Annotated in this window: 14 protein-coding genes and 1 tRNA gene; 10 read left to right on the forward strand and 5 right to left on the reverse strand. The window is 71.7% G+C overall.

All coding sequences use genetic code 11. From position 1 onward, the window contains the following. Window positions 1-121 precede the first annotated feature (121 nt). The 3 genes from lysA to ACI2LY_RS10090 form a co-directional block, all read right to left on the reverse strand. Window positions 122-1,513: a diaminopimelate decarboxylase gene (gene lysA / locus ACI2LY_RS10080; RefSeq protein ID WP_404706763.1), complete on the reverse strand. Its 1,392-nt coding sequence runs from the start codon at window positions 1,511-1,513 to the stop codon at window positions 122-124. Between the two features lie 24 nt (window positions 1,514-1,537). Beyond that, window positions 1,538-2,515, reverse strand: coding sequence for an ArgS-related anticodon-binding protein NrtL (gene nrtL / locus ACI2LY_RS10085; RefSeq protein ID WP_404706764.1), 978 nt, complete (start codon window positions 2,513-2,515; stop codon window positions 1,538-1,540). 62 nt (window positions 2,516-2,577) lie between these two features. Continuing rightward, window positions 2,578-3,075: a response regulator gene (locus ACI2LY_RS10090; RefSeq protein WP_404707301.1), complete on the reverse strand. Its 498-nt coding sequence runs from the start codon at window positions 3,073-3,075 to the stop codon at window positions 2,578-2,580. Window positions 3,076-3,204: 129 nt separating this feature from the next. Here ACI2LY_RS10090 and ACI2LY_RS10095 point away from each other — a divergent pair. Beyond that, a tRNA-Arg gene (locus tag ACI2LY_RS10095) sits at window positions 3,205-3,276 on the forward strand. Window positions 3,277-4,470: 1,194 nt separating this feature from the next. After that, entirely contained in the window at window positions 4,471-4,848 is a 378-nt protein-coding gene (locus ACI2LY_RS10100; protein WP_404706765.1) for a hypothetical protein, read from the forward strand. A 578-nt stretch (window positions 4,849-5,426) separates the two neighbouring features. Here the strand turns inward: ACI2LY_RS10100 and ACI2LY_RS10105 are convergent. Next, entirely contained in the window at window positions 5,427-6,494 is a 1,068-nt protein-coding gene (locus ACI2LY_RS10105; RefSeq protein WP_404706766.1) for a hypothetical protein, read from the reverse strand. Window positions 6,495-6,614: 120 nt separating this feature from the next. After that, the gene (locus ACI2LY_RS10110) at window positions 6,615-7,658 is read right to left on the reverse strand and encodes a Ku protein (RefSeq protein WP_404706767.1); all 1,044 of its coding nucleotides are present in this window, start codon (window positions 7,656-7,658) and stop codon (window positions 6,615-6,617) included. 65 nt (window positions 7,659-7,723) lie between these two features. Here ACI2LY_RS10110 and ligD point away from each other — a divergent pair, with 65 nt between their 5' ends. The 8 genes from ligD to ACI2LY_RS10150 all read left to right on the forward strand — a co-directional run bounded on the left by ligD (window position 7,724) and on the right by ACI2LY_RS10150 (window position 15,280). Next, window positions 7,724-8,605 carry a non-homologous end-joining DNA ligase gene (gene ligD, locus ACI2LY_RS10115; protein ID WP_404706768.1) on the forward strand — a complete coding sequence of 294 codons (882 nt, stop codon included), beginning with the start codon at window positions 7,724-7,726 and terminating at the stop codon, window positions 8,603-8,605. A 118-nt stretch (window positions 8,606-8,723) separates the two neighbouring features. After that, window positions 8,724-9,158 (forward strand): SH3 domain-containing protein, encoded by a 435-nt coding sequence (locus tag ACI2LY_RS10120; RefSeq protein WP_404706769.1) that lies wholly within the window; start codon window positions 8,724-8,726, stop codon window positions 9,156-9,158. Window positions 9,159-9,183: 25 nt separating this feature from the next. Continuing rightward, a complete protein-coding gene (locus ACI2LY_RS10125; protein ID WP_404706770.1) occupies window positions 9,184-10,545 on the forward strand; it encodes an FtsW/RodA/SpoVE family cell cycle protein in 1,362 nt (453 codons plus the stop codon). A gap of 32 nt (window positions 10,546-10,577) precedes the next feature. Next, complete coding sequence (locus tag ACI2LY_RS10130) at window positions 10,578-12,029, forward strand: penicillin-binding transpeptidase domain-containing protein (RefSeq protein ID WP_404707302.1); 1,452 nt, start codon at window positions 10,578-10,580, stop codon at window positions 12,027-12,029. Window positions 12,030-12,148: 119 nt separating this feature from the next. Beyond that, window positions 12,149-13,087 carry a diiron oxygenase gene (locus ACI2LY_RS10135; protein WP_404706771.1) on the forward strand — a complete coding sequence of 313 codons (939 nt, stop codon included), beginning with the start codon at window positions 12,149-12,151 and terminating at the stop codon, window positions 13,085-13,087. 44 nt (window positions 13,088-13,131) lie between these two features. Then, window positions 13,132-13,791 carry a TetR/AcrR family transcriptional regulator gene (locus ACI2LY_RS10140; protein WP_404706772.1) on the forward strand — a complete coding sequence of 220 codons (660 nt, stop codon included), beginning with the start codon at window positions 13,132-13,134 and terminating at the stop codon, window positions 13,789-13,791. A 4-nt stretch (window positions 13,792-13,795) separates the two neighbouring features. After that, a complete protein-coding gene (locus ACI2LY_RS10145) occupies window positions 13,796-14,119 on the forward strand; it encodes a hypothetical protein (protein ID WP_404706773.1) in 324 nt (107 codons plus the stop codon). A gap of 114 nt (window positions 14,120-14,233) precedes the next feature. Continuing rightward, window positions 14,234-15,280, forward strand: a complete 1,047-nt coding sequence (locus tag ACI2LY_RS10150; protein ID WP_404706774.1) for an NlpC/P60 family protein — start codon at window positions 14,234-14,236, stop codon at window positions 15,278-15,280.

Here is a 15,280-nt window from a genome sequence, read left to right on the forward strand (position 1 = left end):
CTCTCACCGTCTACGGTCCGACCAGTCTCACTCACCGGATGGCGCTTTCCGCCTTTCGTCCGGATCGTGAGACATCTGTTTCGTGTTCCCGGAACGGGGCCCCGGGCGGCCCTGGCGGGCCTCAGCCGACGTCGAGCCGGAGCAGGTCCTCCTCCGTCTCACGCCGGACGATCACCCGCGCCTCGCCGTCGCCGACCGCGACGACCGGCGGGCGCAGGACGTGGTTGTAGTTGCTGGCCATGGACCGGCAGTAGGCGCCCGTGGCGGGTACGGCGATCAGGTCGCCCGGCGCCAGGTCGGCGGGCAGGAACGCGTCCTTGACCACGATGTCCCCGCTCTCGCAGTGCTTGCCGACGACGCGCGCGAGCATGGGCTCGGCGTCACTGGCCCGCGAGACGAGGGCGACGCTGTACTCCGCGTCGTACAGCGCGGTGCGGATGTTGTCCGACATCCCGCCGTCGACGGAGACGTAGGTCCGCAGTCCGTCGAGCGGCTTCACGGTCCCGACCTCGTACAGCGTGAACGCGGTCGGGCCGACGATGGCGCGGCCGGGCTCGACGGAGACACGGGGGACGCGCAGCCGGGCCGCCTCGCACTCGCGGGTGACGATCTCGGTGAGCGCCTTGGCGATCTCGTGCGGCTCGCGGGGGTCGTCGGAGCTGGTGTAGGCGATGCCGAGGCCGCCGCCGAGGTCGATCTCGGGCAGCTCGACGCCGTGCTCGTCCCGGACGTCCTTCAGCAGGCCGACGACGCGGTGCGCGGCGACCTCGAAGCCGGACATGTCGAAGATCTGCGAGCCGATGTGGCTGTGGATGCCGATGAGTTCGAGCCCGTCGAGGGTGAGGGCACGGCGTACGGCCTCCGCGGCCTGGCCGCCCGCGAGCGGGATGCCGAACTTCTGGTCCTCGTGGGCGGTGGCGATGAACTCGTGGGTGTGCGCCTCGACGCCGACGGTGATGCGGATCTGCGCCTTCTGCCGCTTGCCGAGACCCTGCGCGATGTGCGCGACGCGGGCGATCTCCTGGAAGGAGTCGAGCACGATCCGGCCGACGCCCGCCTCGACGGCGCGGGTGATCTCCTCGACGGACTTGTTGTTGCCGTGGAAGGCGATGCGCTCGGGGTCCATCCCGGCGGACAGCGCGGTGGCCAGTTCGCCGCCGGAGCAGACGTCGAGGTTGAGCCCCTCCTCGTCCAGCCAGCGCACGACGGCACGGGAGAGGAACGCCTTGCCCGCGTAGAACACGTCGGCCTCGGTGCCGAACGCGGTGCGCCAGGCGCGGGCGCGGGCCCGGAAGTCGGACTCGTCGAGGATGTAGGCGGGGGTGCCGAACTCCTCGGCGAGCGCGGTCACGGTGCGGCCGCCCACGGTGAGGACACCGTTCTCGTCCCGGCTCACGCTCCGGGCCCAGACCTTGGGGTCGAGGGCATTGAGGTCGGCGGGCGGGGCGGAGTAGTGCCCCTCGGTCAGGACATCGGCGTGACGGGGCCCGGCGGGGTGGGCGGAACGGCTCATGACGTGGCTCTCTGTTCTCGGATCTCAGAGGTGTTCGGGTGCGTCGATGCCGAGCAGGGACAGGCCACCGGCGAGCACCGCCCCGGCGGCTTCGGCAAGCGCCAGCCGGGCACGATGGGCGGCCGTGGGTTTCTCCTCCCCGACGGGGAGCACCTCCGCGAGGAGCGGAAGCAGCGCGTCGGCGACGGCGAGGAGATGCCGGGCGAGACGGTCGGGGGCGTGCTGGGTGGCGGCGGCGAGGAGGACGCGGGGGTGGTCGGCGAGGGGGGTCTGGAGGGGGTGGGCGGCGAGCTGGGGGGCACCCGGTTCCGCGCTGAAGCCCAGGTCGTGGGCGTTGCGGGCGAGGGCGCGTACGCGGGCGTGGGCGTAGCGGACCCGGAAGAGGGGGTTGGTCTCGCGCTGCACGAGGTGCTCGGCGGTGATCCGGGGCCGGTCGTGCGCGGCGGGATGCAGCAGGGCCCAGCGGGCGGCGTCGGGGCCGAGCGGCGCGGGGTCCTCGGGCGCGGGTACGGGGCGCAGCGTGACGGGCTCACCGTGCTCGATCTCCACCCGCCCGCCCTGGGTGGCGACGATCCGCGCGACGGCGTCGGCGACGACCTCGGCACGCACCTCGTACGGCACCCGCAGCACGACGGTCCGCCCGGCGAGGGCGTCACCGTGCCCGTACGCCGTGCCGCGCTCGCGGATCTCCCGGACGAGCCCGGTGAGCAGGTCGTCGCGGGCGCGGAGGCTGATGTTGAGGAACCCGGGCCCGGTGACGACGACGTCCTTTACTTGGTCGGCACCGAGGAGGCGGGCCCGCAGGATGTCGGCGACGCGCAGTGGGGGCTGGGCGGCGGGGCGGGCGAGGCGGAGGGCGACGTTGGTGGCGTAGTCACCGCAGCCGCCGGGGCCGGGCTCGGTCACGGTGACCCGGTCTGGCAGCTCCACGCTCAGCTCCCCGGCGTCCACGGCACGGCGCACCGCGTCCAGGACGGCACGGGACAGCTCGACGGGGGTCACGGGACAAGCCTAGGGGAGGCGGGAGGGGCGGACGGGGACGGGTGGCTGGCCGGTGCGGGTGGCTAGCCGCCGGAGCAGACGCCGTCGCGGCGGTCGCTGCGCTCCAGGAGCCCCTTGACCAGGCGGACGAGTTCGTCGGGCTCGAAGGGCTTGGGCAGGAAGGCGTCGACACCGGCGTCGAGCCCGCTCTCCACCTCGTACTGGGTGCACGCGCTGATGATGGCGAGCGGGAGGTCGCGGGTGCGGGGGTCGGCGCGGAGGCGGGCGGCGGTACTCAGCCCGTCGAGCCGGGGCATGACGACGTCGAGCGTGATGACGTCCGGACGCACGTGGTGCACCACATCAAGACACTCGGCACCATCGACCGCGGTCACCACCTCGAGCCCTTCCAGCTCGAGGTTGACCTTGATCAGCTGCCGGATCCCCTTGCTGTCGTCCACAACAAGCACCCGGCGGGGCGCGCCTGACACAACTCGAGAGTAGGTCGGTGCGGGGGGTGGCGTCCCGGTTTTCCCGACTTCTCGCCCTGACGGGTGGAGCCGGGATTCCGGCTGACGGATGGCAGCGGGTCCGCGTGGCCGCGCCTCCACAGGCCCGACCCCGCCTGGACAAACCCGTTCCTGATCACCCCCGAAGACCTGCTAGGGTTCTACCCGTCGCCGCAAAGCGCCCAGCGCAACGCCCGACACGCCCCCGTAGCTCAGGGGATAGAGCAACGGCCTCCGGAGCCGTGTGCGCAGGTTCGAATCCTGCCGGGGGCACCTTGGATTTGGTGCCCGAAGACCCCGTCAACAGCGGAAACGCTGAGGATGGGGTCTTGGCGTATGAGCGGGAGTGTGCCGTCCGGAGCGGGCGTATGTCAGGGGCTCGCGGGCGAGGCGTGAACCGGACCTTGAGGCATCGTCGCAGGTGAGCGTCTGGATACGATGAGACCCGAACCGCCGCCAGGCGTCCGTGCCAGAACGCTGATCAGACTGCAGTGGCCAACGACGGACCCGGCGAGGATGGCCGGTACCTCGATCAGGCGCATCAACTCGGCCTGGCAGCCGACAAGCCGATCAGGGGTAGCCGCTCGGCCTGATCACTTACGATGACTGGCGGTCATCGGTCCTGCCTTCTCGTTGAGTGTTCCGCAGAGCTCCAAGGGCCGCACGCCAGGCCGAGAACAACTCGGGAAGCTGGCGCAGTAGAGCGGCCGTGAGGGTGATCAAAAGGCCCAGGAAGCCGAAGATGGCCAGGGCACCACTGATTGCGACGTGTTCCATGACGATGAGCATGGGTCTGGCCTCTGACCAGGACAAACGCCGAATTTGACGATAATTTTGCTGTTTTTGGGCAGCCCAAAGAGAATAAATCGGAGCTCCCGGCGGCCCTCGCGCAAATTGGCAGAGCCATGAGCTGCACTGATCGAATTCTTCGGCAGCCACGGACCTATTTAAGCGGCTCCCCCTAGGCAATATCAGCGGTCAATCAAGTTGCCTGCAAAGTTGGCCTAAACCATGCGGCCTTGGCCGAGAACCTGCTCTTTACGGTCGCTGAAGGTACCTCGGCCGCGCATCCGCTGTGAGAACACTGGTCAACGACATAGGGGCCCTTGATGACTCGAGTACTCGCGCATGATCGCCGCCCGCTTCCCTGCTTGTTCCCATCGCCCTCTGGGGACACATCGAGCAAGAGATAGAGATGTCGGCTGCCAGAGCCGTCTCCAACTGGCAGGACGGGTAGCAGCGAGGCTCCAGAACAGGGAGCGGGTGCACGTGCCGACGTGACGACGTGACGCCGGTCGGCACCGACCCTAGGCGGGGACTGGCAGTGCATCACCTCTGCGGTGGAGGCGTGGGAGCTGGCGGGGCGGGCGGGTCGTCACAGATCGGTCCCGTCAACTCACCGGACTCCAGCTCAGACAGGGAATGAGAGTCATCCGTCCTGTGGAAGAGTCATGTCACCATGAGGCGATGCTGACCGAGGAGGACGCGCGCCGACTGGTGCTTGCCGAGATCGACGACATGGGGCGTCCCTTCGGATACGACCTTCAGATCCTCCGCGTGGAGACCTTGCCGTTCGGGTGGATCTTCTACTGGGGCGTGGCGCGGGACGGTCGGAGCGGACAGCGGCCTGCGCTGGGAGGCAATGGTCCATTCCTGGTGGATCGTGAGAACGAGCGGTTGATCCGCGTAGCCACCTGCGCCCCCGTGGCCCGGCAGATCGCCGACTACGAACGTCGGCTGAGACGCGAAGCTCACGCCCGGAATCTGGCAGCGAAGCAAGCCGCACAGCAAGGTCCACCCCACTCCCGAGCCGCAAGATCGGCGGATCGACCCCCTGCGCCGTGACGGCGAAGCGGGCTTCATCGCTGCCAGAGGAAGGCAGCCTCGCTACAAGGGGGGCAGTGAAAGACGTAGCCGCGGCCGCCTCCGCCGAAGTTGGTGCGTCGGCCTCACCAACCCAGCCGTCCCGGAACCCGCTCTGCGATGGGGGTGGGGGCGCAGGGTGGGTTCCGCACCGAGCAGCGTCTCGCCCCCGGCGGGGACGGGGGCGCCGAGAGTTGGCCTCTGAATACGAAGGCGCGGCAGAAGAACACCGCGACCACCCCCAGATCGAGCGGCAGATGAGCGAGGAGCTGCATGCGCTAGCCGCATTCTCACCTCACCGTAAGGACGGTGCTTGACCATATGCGGCCCGCGGACTCGACCGAGGATCTGCTGCGGTCCGTCGTCCGCGACATCGCCGTTCGGGTGCGGGGGAGGGAGAAGGGGGCCGCCTCGGCGTTGAGGTCGGTCGTCGCGTTGGTCGACAACGATGAAGCCGAGCTGGCGGTCGATGACTTGGCTCGGGTGGTCGCGTACTACCGGATTCGCCTTCTGCGGGCGGGGTCGAGGGGCTGGTCGGCTGAACTGCCCCTACCGCACGCTCACTCCGGCAGCTCCGCCACCGTCTCCTCGTTCTCGTTCGCCGCGTATGGGTGGACCGGGGAGAGGGGGGTGTATGGGGTGAACCAGGTGTCCGGGTCGTCGGGGACGGTGGCTTCGGGGGAGACCGGGGGGTGGAGGGTGGTGGCGAAGGTTTCCAGGGCCTGGGTGACTTCGTCCGACAGGAGGCTGTAGAGGTCGGCCGTGACCTCGGCCTGGTTCAGCAGGGACCGCAGGAGGAGTTCCTCGGCGAGGCAGGTGGGGTGGTCGAACGGGGGGCGGGTGAGGCGGCCCGTCAGGGTGATCGCGGTGACCGTGAGGCGGCGGGTGAACAGGACCGTGTAGGCGTCCGCCAGGTGCGGGGGCAGGTCGTCCAGGATCATGAACGTGGCGTTGCTCCGGGCGACCGTGGGGCCGTCGTCCTCCAGGGCGGCCAGGTCGGTGAAGAGTTCGTCCACCAGGAGGTCGATCGCGTAGACCACGGCGCCCGCCGCTATCTCCGCGGCCTCTCTGCCGACCTCGCACTCCGGCGACGACTCGTCGTGGCCGAACGCCTCCAGGGTGAACGCCGTGAGCGTCGGGGCCAGTTCGCGCAGCCTCGTGCGCATCGCCCGGCTCTCGGAGTGGCCCGGGGTGTCCGGGGGTGCGGGGACGGTGCCCGCCGCGTGGCGTCGGGCGCGTTCGGCCGGGTCGGACGGCGGGGCGTCGGGGCCGTCGGCCGCGTCCAGGCTCTCCTGGATGAGTTCGGAGTTCAGTTCCACCGCGCAGCGGGTCAGGCGCCAGTCGGCGAGCGGCTCGGTGCGTTCCATCAGCTCCGTCACCACCTCCCGCGCCGCGTCCTCCGCGAACTCCAGCGCCGGGGCGTCCACGAACAGCTTCAGCAGGGCCCCGCCGGGGTGGGCGGCGATGACGTCGTCCAGCAGATCGACCTCCATGCCGTCCGGGCCCTCGACCGCCTCTAGCGAGTCGAAGCCCTTGCGCAGCAGGAAGACCACTCCCTCCCGGCGCAGTGCGTCGAGTTCCGGGGCCCCCTGGGGCGGGGCCATCGCCACGGTCACCACGTATGTCACATGTTCATCGTGCCTGAGGGCGCGCCGTTCGGGGAGGTGAATCCGAGGTACGGGACGGGAGGGCGTGCGCGGGCGGCGACCCCGATGACATGCGTGGGCGCCGATCGCGCGGCCACCGGGTCACGCCGACCGCTTCCCCGACGCCGCCTTCTTCGCCGTCTGCTTCTTCGCGGGCGCCTTCTTCGCCGTGGACTTCTTCGTGGCCGCCTTGGACGTGGACTTCGCCGGCTGCTTCCCCTGCTTGGACTCCCCCGCCTTGGACGTCGACTTCCGCGCGCTCGCCGTCTTCTTGGCAGCCTTCCCCGTCGTGGCCGTCGACTTCTTCGCGCCCGTCTCCTTCGGCGTCCCCCGCCCGTGGAGGTTCCGTACCTCCGCCTCGCCCTCCCCGCCGCGGGCCTCGCGGGCCTCGCGGACGCTCTTCTCCAGGGCGGCCATCAGGTCGAGGACCTTGCCGCCGTCGGCCGGGGCCGGGGTCTCGGGCGGGGTCTCCCCCGCGGCCTTGGCGGCGATGACCTCCTCCAGCGCCTCGCGGTACTCGTCGTGGAGGTCGTCGAGGTCGACCTCGCCGAGGGTGTCCATCAGGGCGTCGGCGAGGTCCAGCTCCTGGTCGCGGACGGTGACGTCCACGTCCGGGGCGACGCCCTCGGGGGCGCGTACCTCGTCGGGCCAGAGCAGGCCGTGCAGGACGATGACGTCGCCGACCACGCGCAGCATGCCGAGCCGCTCCCGGCCGCGCAGCGCGAACTTGGCGATGGCGACCTTGTGGCTGCGCTTGAGGGCCTCGCGCAGCAGGGTGTACGGCTTGGCGGCGGGGGCTCCGGCGGCGGCGATGTAGTACGCGGCGTCCATCTGGAGCGGGTCGATGCGCTCGGCCGGGACGAAGGCGACGATCTCGATCGTGCGGGCGGTGGGCAGCGGGAGATGGGAGAGGTCGTCCTCGGTGATCGGGATCATCTCGCCGTCGGCACCCTCGTACGCCTTGCCGATCTCGGACTGGGTGACCTCGCGGTCCTCCAGTTCGCAGACCTTGCGGTAGCGGATGCGGCCGTTGTCCTCGCTGTGGACCTGGCGGAAGGAGACCGCGTGGCTCTCGGTGGCGTTGACCAGCTTGATGGGGATGCTGACGAGGCCGAAGGAGATGGCGCCGTTCCATATGGATCGCACGTGCCGGGTCCCTTCCGTACGGTGTCGATCTGTCCCGTTCGTCCCGTTTCTGGGATTGTCATCCTATGACGCCAGTGACGGAGGTGGCGGGGCGGCGGGTCTCGCTCAGCAATCTGGAGAAGGTGCTGTACCCGGAGACCGGCTTCACCAAGGGCGAGCTGCTGCACTACTACGCCACCGCCGCAGAGGTGCTGCTGCCGCATCTGCGGGACCGGGCGGTGTCCTTCCTGCGCTATCCGGACGGGCCCGACGGACAGGTGTTCTTCACCAAGAACGTGCCGCCGGGTACGCCCGACTGGGTCACGACCGCCGAGGTCCCCCGTTCGGCGGGCGCGGCCCGGATGGTGGTGGTCCAGGACCTGCCGAGCCTGATGTGGGCGGCGAACCTGGTGACCGAGTTCCACACCCACCAGTGGCTGGTCCGGACCCCGGACGAGGCCGACCGACTGGTCTTCGACCTCGACCCCGGCGCGCCCGCGACGGTCGTGCACTGCTGCGAGGTCGCCCTGTGGCTGCGGGAGCGGCTCGCGGCGGACGGGATCGAGGCGTACGCCAAGACCGCCGGGTCCAAGGGGCTGCATCTGCTGGCGGCGGTGCGGGGCGGGTCCTCGGCGGAGGCGAGCGACTACGCCAAGGCGCTCGCGGTGGAGGCGGAGCGGGCGATGCCGGGGCTGGTGCTGCACCGGATGACCCGGAGCCTCCGCCCCGGCAAGGTTTTCGTCGACTGGAGCCAGAACGCCGCCCGCAAGACCACCGCCGCCCCCTACACCGTGCGCGCCCGCAGCGCCCCGACCGTCTCCACGCCGGTCACCTGGGACGAGGTGGAGCGCTGCCGCGACCCGGCCGAGCTGACGTTCCTGGCCGGGGACATCGCGCCCCGGGTGGAGCGGTACGGGGATCTCCTCGCGGGCCTGCTGGACCCGGAGCGGGCGGCACCGCTGCCGTGATCACAGCCCCCTGAGGGAGCAAGCACCCCCTCCCCGATGGCCCACTGCGGCGCGCCGCCGCACCCTGGGGCTCCTAATGTGGCGGTTAGTCAGTTCCGCCCGCTTTCGGAGGTCTTCCATGTCCCTGCGTTCCGTCCTCTTCCACGGCCTGGCTCTGGCGGCCGTGACGGGCGTGCTGCTCGGCGGGGCCGTGCCCGCCGGGGCCGCGGACGGCCCGGCCGGAGGTGCGCCGTCCGCTCAGCGGCAGGACGCTCAGCAGCCGGACGGCGCGGGCGGCCCCGACGGGCACGCGGGCGGCCGGGGCGACCGCGACCCGCGCCGGTACGACGGTGTGGTGACCGCCAAGGGCGGCATCTGGCTGCGCGACCGCCCGGACCGCGGCACCCGCCGCATCCGGTTCGCGGCGCAGGGCGAGCACGTGTCGATCTACTGCAAGGTGAACGGCGACCGGGTGGGCGGCAACCCCCTGTGGTACCTGCTCACCGACGGCACCTGGGCGTGGGCCTCGGCCCGGTACATCGGGAACGTCGGGCCCGTCCCGCGCTGGTGCTGACGGAACGCCAGCGGAACACGCGCCGATGATCCAGGCCGGGACCGCGCCGTCCGCCTCCCGCACCGCCGCCCCGAGCCCCCGGCTGCCCCGGCGGCGCGGGGTGGAGCTGGCCCTGATCGTGCTGGCCGTGCTGCTGTCGGTGTACGGCTACTGCGCGGTCGGCCTGGCCCGCACCGGCTCCGTACCGCCCGGCGCGGCGGGGTACGGGGCCGGGCTCGGCGGTCTCGCGCTGCTCGCGCATCTCGCGGTGCGGTTGCGGGCGCCGTACGCCGATCCGCTGCCGCTGCCCATCGCGGTGCTGCTGAACGGCCTCGGGCTGGTGCTGATCTACCGCCTGGACCTCCAGACCCCGGCCGACCGGGCGGCCCCGGCGCAGCTGGTGTGGTCGACGCTCGGGGTCGGGCTGTTCATCGTGGTGGTGCTGGTGCTGCGCGACCACCGGGTGCTCCAGCGGTACGCGTACGTGTGCGTGGCGGCGGCGCTGGTGCTGTTGCTGCTGCCGATCCTGTTCCCGGCGGTCAACGGCGCCCGGATCTGGATCAGGGTCGCCGGGTTCTCCATCCAGCCGGGCGAGTTCGCGAAGGTGCTGCTCGCGGTGTTCTTCGCCGCGTACCTGGCCGCGAACCGCAGCGCGCTCGCGTACACCGGGCGCCGGATCTGGCGCTTCCAGTTCCCGACCGGGCGGGTGCTCGGGCCGATCGTGACGATCTGGCTGCTGAGCGTCGGGGTGCTGGTGCTGGAGCGGGACCTCGGCACCTCGCTGCTGTTCTTCGGGCTGTTCGTGGTGCTGCTGTACGTGGCGACCGGCCGGACCGGCTGGATCGCGGTCGGGCTGGTGCTGGCGGTGCTCGGCGCGGTGGCGGTGGGACATCTGGAGCCGCATGTGCACGGCCGGATCGAGGACTGGCTGCACCCGTTCGGCACCATCGACGCCGGTCAGGGCCCCAACCAGCTGGCGCAGTCGCTGTTCGCGTTCGCGGCGGGCGGGATGACCGGCACCGGGCTGGGGCTCGGCCACTCCACGCTGATCGGCTTCGCCACCAAGTCGGACTTCGTCCTGGCGACGGCCGGTGAGGAGCTGGGCCTCGCCGGGCTGGCGGCCATCTTCCTGCTGTACGCCCTGCTGGTGGAGCGGGGTTTTCGGACCGCCCTCGCCCTGCGGGAGCCGTTCGGGCGGCTGCTGGTGGTGGGGCTGGCGTCGATCCTGGCGCTCCAGGTGTTCGTGATCGCGGGCGGGGTGACCGGGCTGATCCCGCTGACCGGCATGGCGATGCCGTTCCTCGCCCAGGGCGGCTCCTCGGTGGTCACCAACTGGGCGATCGTGGCCCTGCTGATCCGGGTGAGCGACTCGGCGCGCAGCCAGTACGACGGCGAGGAGGCCCCGTGAGCGGACCCGGCGACACCCCGGCCAACCTCCCCATGGCCCCGTACATCCGGCACGCGCTCGGCTTCTGCGGCCTCCTGCTGCTGGCCCTGCTGGTCAACGCGGCCCGGGTGCAGGTGGTGGAGGCGGGCGCGTACGGCGACAACCCGGCCAACCGCCGCTCGGCCATCGCCCGTTACCAGCAGCCGCGCGGGAACATCCTGGTCGGCTCGGCGCCGGTGACCGGCTCCCGCGACACCGGCGAGCAGCTGCGCTACGAACGCACCTACCTGGACGGCCCGTTGTACGCCCCGGTGACCGGCTTCGCCTCGCAGCGGTTCGGCTCCACCTTCCTGGAGCACGCGGAGGACGGGCTGCTGTCCGGCACCGATCCGCTGCTGTCGGGGTTCCCGGTATGGCACGACACGGCCGACGCACCCGGCGGGAACGTCGTCACCACGCTGAACGCCAAGGCCCAGCGGGCCGCGTTCCAGGGGCTCGGCGGGCGCAAGGGGGCGGTGGCCGCGATCGAACCGGCCACGGGCAAGGTGCTGGCGCTGGTGTCGACCCCGTCGTACGACCCGGCGCTGCTGTCGGGGAACGGTACGGGCACGTCGGCGGCGTGGGAGCGGCTGAACGCCGATCCGGACAAGCCGATGCTGAACCGGGCGGTGCGGCAGACGTATCCGCCGGGGTCGACGTTCAAGGTGGTCACGGCGGCGGCCGCGCTGGACGCCGGGGTGATCACGGACCTGGACGCGCCGACCGACTCCCCCGACCCGTACCGGCTGCCGGGCACCACGACCCGGCTGACCAACGAGGCCGACGGCTGCCGGAACGCCTCGCTGCGGGAGGCGTTCGCGTGGTCGTGCAACACGGTGTTCGCCAAGCTGGGCGTGGACGTGGACCTCAAGGACATGGCGGCGACGGCGACGGCCTTCGGCTTCAACGACACCGGGCTCCGGGTGCCGTTCGCGGTGGCGGAGTCCACCTTCGACACGGTGGTGGACAAGGCGCAGCTGGGGCTGTCCTCGATCGGGCAGTACAACACCCGGGCCACCCCACTGCAGATGGCGATGGTGTCGGCGGCGGTGGCGAACGGCGGGCAGGCGCGGACGCCGTATCTGGTGGAGCGGACCACCCGGTCCGGGGGCGAGACGGTCGCGGGCGGCGGCGCGCATCCGCTGAAGCAGGTGATGCGGCCGTCGACGGCGTGGCAGCTGAAGGAGCTGATGCGGGACGCGGTGGAGCGGGGCACCGGCGGCAACGCGGCGATCCGGGGTGCCACGGTCGGCGGCAAGACGGGCACCGCGCAGCACGGGGTCGGCAACACCGGGCTGCCGTACGCCTGGTTCGTGTCCTGGGCGCAGGCGGACGGCACCCCGGAGCCGGGGGTGGCGGTCGCGGTGGTGGTGGAGGATGCCTCGGCGGACCGGGGGGAGATCAGCGGGGGCGGGGACGCGGCGCCGATCGCCCGGGAGGTGATGCGGGCGGTGCTGGGGTCCTGAGCCGGAGGTGACCCGTCGTCGGGAAAAGTCGTGCGCGAGGGATTGACGCCCTTGCTGACACGCAGTCTTATAAGAGGCGGACGACGACGTACCCCGGCTGGACGAGGTGACTGCAGGCCATGACGACCCTGACGGAAGAGGAAACGCTCGACGGGCTGCGCGACGCGCTGGGCGCGCTCAAGGACCGCGAGCAGGTGGCCGAGCGACTGCTCGTCTCCTCCGCCAAGCACTCCTTCGACCCGGACAAGGAGCTGGACTGGGACGCCCCCTTCGAGGAGGGCAAGTGGTTCTGGCCCCCGGAGCTGGTGTCGCTCTACGGCACCCCGCTGTGGCACCGGATGAGCGAGGAGCAGCGCATCGACCTGTCCCGGCACGAGGCGGCCGCGCTGGCCTCGCTGGGCATCTGGTTCGAGCTGATCCTCATGCAGCTGCTGGTCCGGCACATCTACGACAAGCCCGCCACCAGCGCCCATGTGCGGTACGCGCTCACCGAGATCGAGGACGAGTGCCGCCACTCCAAGATGTTCGCCCGCGTGGTCACCCGCGGCGGCACCCCCTGGTACCCGGTGAGCCGGGCCCACCAGAACCTCGGGCGGCTGTTCAAGACCATCTCCACCACGCCCGGCTCCTTCACCGCCACCCTGCTCGGCGAGGAGGTGCTGGACTGGATGCAGCGGCTCACCTTCCCCGACGAGCGGGTGCAGCCCTTGATCCGGGGCGTCACCCGCATCCACGTGGTGGAGGAGGCCCGGCACGTCCGGTACGCGCGTGAGGAGCTGCGCCGCCAGATGGTGACGGCGCCGAAGTGGTCGCGGGAGTTCACCCGCGTCACCTCCGGCGAGTTCGCGCGGGTCTTCTCCATCGCCTTCATCAACCCGGAGGTGTACACCAACGTCGGGCTCGACAAGCGCGAGGCGCTCGCCCAGGTGAAGGCCAGCGGGCACCGGCGCGAGGTGATGCAGACCGGCGCGAGCAGGCTCACCGACTTCCTGGACGAGATCGGCGTCCTGCGCGGCGCCGGACGGCGGCTGTGGAAGGCGTCGGGGCTGCTGGCGTAACGCCGGAGGGGGCGGCCGGACGGGGAACGATTACGCTGCCAGGCATGACCCCGCAGGCCGCCACCCCCGCCTACCGACGCCTCAGTGTGGAGCAGCGCCGCAGCCAGCTGCTGGACTCGGCGCTGTCCCTCTTCGCGCACCGCGCGCCCGAGGAGGTCTCCCTGGACGACGTGGCGGAGGCGGCCGGGGTCTCCCGCCCGCTGGTCTACCGCTACTTCCCCGGCGGCAAGCAGCAGCTCTACGAGGCCGCGCTGAAGTCGGCCGCCGAGGCGCTCCGGCTCTGCTTCGACGAGCCCCGCGAGGGGCCGACGGTGCCCCGGCTGGGGCGGGTCCTCGACCGCTATCTGGCCTTCGTGGACGAGCACGACACCGGGTTCAGCGCGCTGCTCCAGGGCGGCAGCGTGGTGGAGACCTCCCGGACCACGGCCATCGTGGACGGGGTGCGCCGGGCCGCCGCCGAGCACCTCTACCGCCACCTCGGGGTGGCCGACCCGGGGCCCCGACTGCGGATGACGGTACGGATGTGGATCGCGGCGGTCGAGGCGTCGTCGCTGATCTGGCTGGACGAGGAGAAGCAGCCGCCCCGGGACGAGCTGCGGGACTGGCTGGTCGAGCAGTTCACCGCCGTCCTGGTGGTGACCGCCGGGTGCGACCCGCAGACGGCGGCCGTCGTCGCCGCGCTCGGCGGGGATGACCGACACTGAGGGCGTGAAGAGTCAGGACACCCCCTTCGAGGGCGGACCGATGGACGGCCGGGTGCTGCCCGTGCTGCTCGGCCCGACCGGCCACCCCCCGAAGACGTACCGCATCCCGGTCCCCGACGCGGCCGGCGGCCCGCCCACCGTGCTGGTCTACCGGCGCACCCCGCGCGGGCACACCCGGAGGCTGGGGCTGGTGCGCGGGTGGAAGTACGTGCACGATCCCGAGGGCCTCGGCGACGCCGACCGGCTCCGCTGGCCCTGGTCGAAGCCGAGGCGGGACAACACGCCGGACAACACGCCGCACGGCAAGCCGGACGACCCGACCGGGTGACAGGGTTGCGCCGGTCCGCGCACGTTCGGCGCGCGGACCCCGCGAAACGAGGCACAAGCTCCGGGTAGGGAGGCAGGCGGGACGGCCGCCGCCCCTCGCACCGGAGGTGATGTCGTGTCAGTAGCCCTGCTGCGCCTGGCCTGTACGGCCGCGATGGCGGCCCAGGTCGCCTTCGCGCCGCTGCCCGCGGTGGCCGCGCCCCAGCCGCAGCGGCCGGTGGCCCAGCTGCTGACGGACCTTCAGCGGCTGTACCAGCAGACCGAACAGGCCACCGAGACCTACAACGCCACCGCGGAGAAGCTGACCGCGCAGCGGGCCGAGGTCAAGCGGCTGGACGGTGAACTGGCGAGCGCGCGCCAGGCGTTGCGCGGCAGCCGGAGCGACGCCGGACGGCTCGCCCGCGAGCAGTACCAGAACAGCTCGAACTTCTCCGTCTACGTCCGCGTCCTCCTCGCCCGCGACCCGCAGCAGGCGCTCGACGAGGGCCATGTCATCGGCCGCGTCGCCGGTGAACGCGCCGCCACCGTGGACCGGCTGACCGGCGCCGAGCACCGCGCGGACGCCCTGGCCAGGTCGGCCCGCAAGGCCCTGGACACCCAGCTCACCCTGGCCGGGAAGCAGAAGAAGCAGCGCGACGACGTGACGAAGCGCCTGGCCGAGGTGGAGCGGCTGCTCGCCTCCCTCACCCCCGAGCAGCAGACCGAGCTGTCCCGGCTGGAGCAGGACGGCGTGACCGAGGCGCAGCGGCGCCTCATCGCGTCGGGCACCCTCGGGGACGACGACCGGCCCGCCTCCGCGGAGGGCGGCAAGGCGGTCCGCTACGCCCTGGACCAGATCGGCAAGCCCTACCTGTGGGGCGCGACCGGCCCCGCCTCCTTCGACTGCTCGGGCCTGACCTCCCGCGCCTGGGCCCGCGCGGGCACCCCGATCCCCCGCACCAGCCAGGAGCAGTGGGCCCGGCTCCCGCACGTCCCGCTGAACTCCCTGCGCCCCGGCGACCTGGTCATCTACTTCCCCGAGGCCACCCATGTCGCCCTCTACCTCGGCGGCGGCAAGGTGGTGCAGGCCCCGCGCACCGGCGAGAAGATCAAGATCTCTCCCCTGGCGGCCAACCCGGTCCTGGGCGCCGTACGACCCGACGCGGCCCCGCGCCGCCTGTGA

Origin of the sequence: Streptomyces sp. NPDC002176 (assembly GCF_044903645.1) — a bacterium.
In the GTDB taxonomy this organism is placed as follows: domain Bacteria; phylum Actinomycetota; class Actinomycetes; order Streptomycetales; family Streptomycetaceae; genus Streptomyces.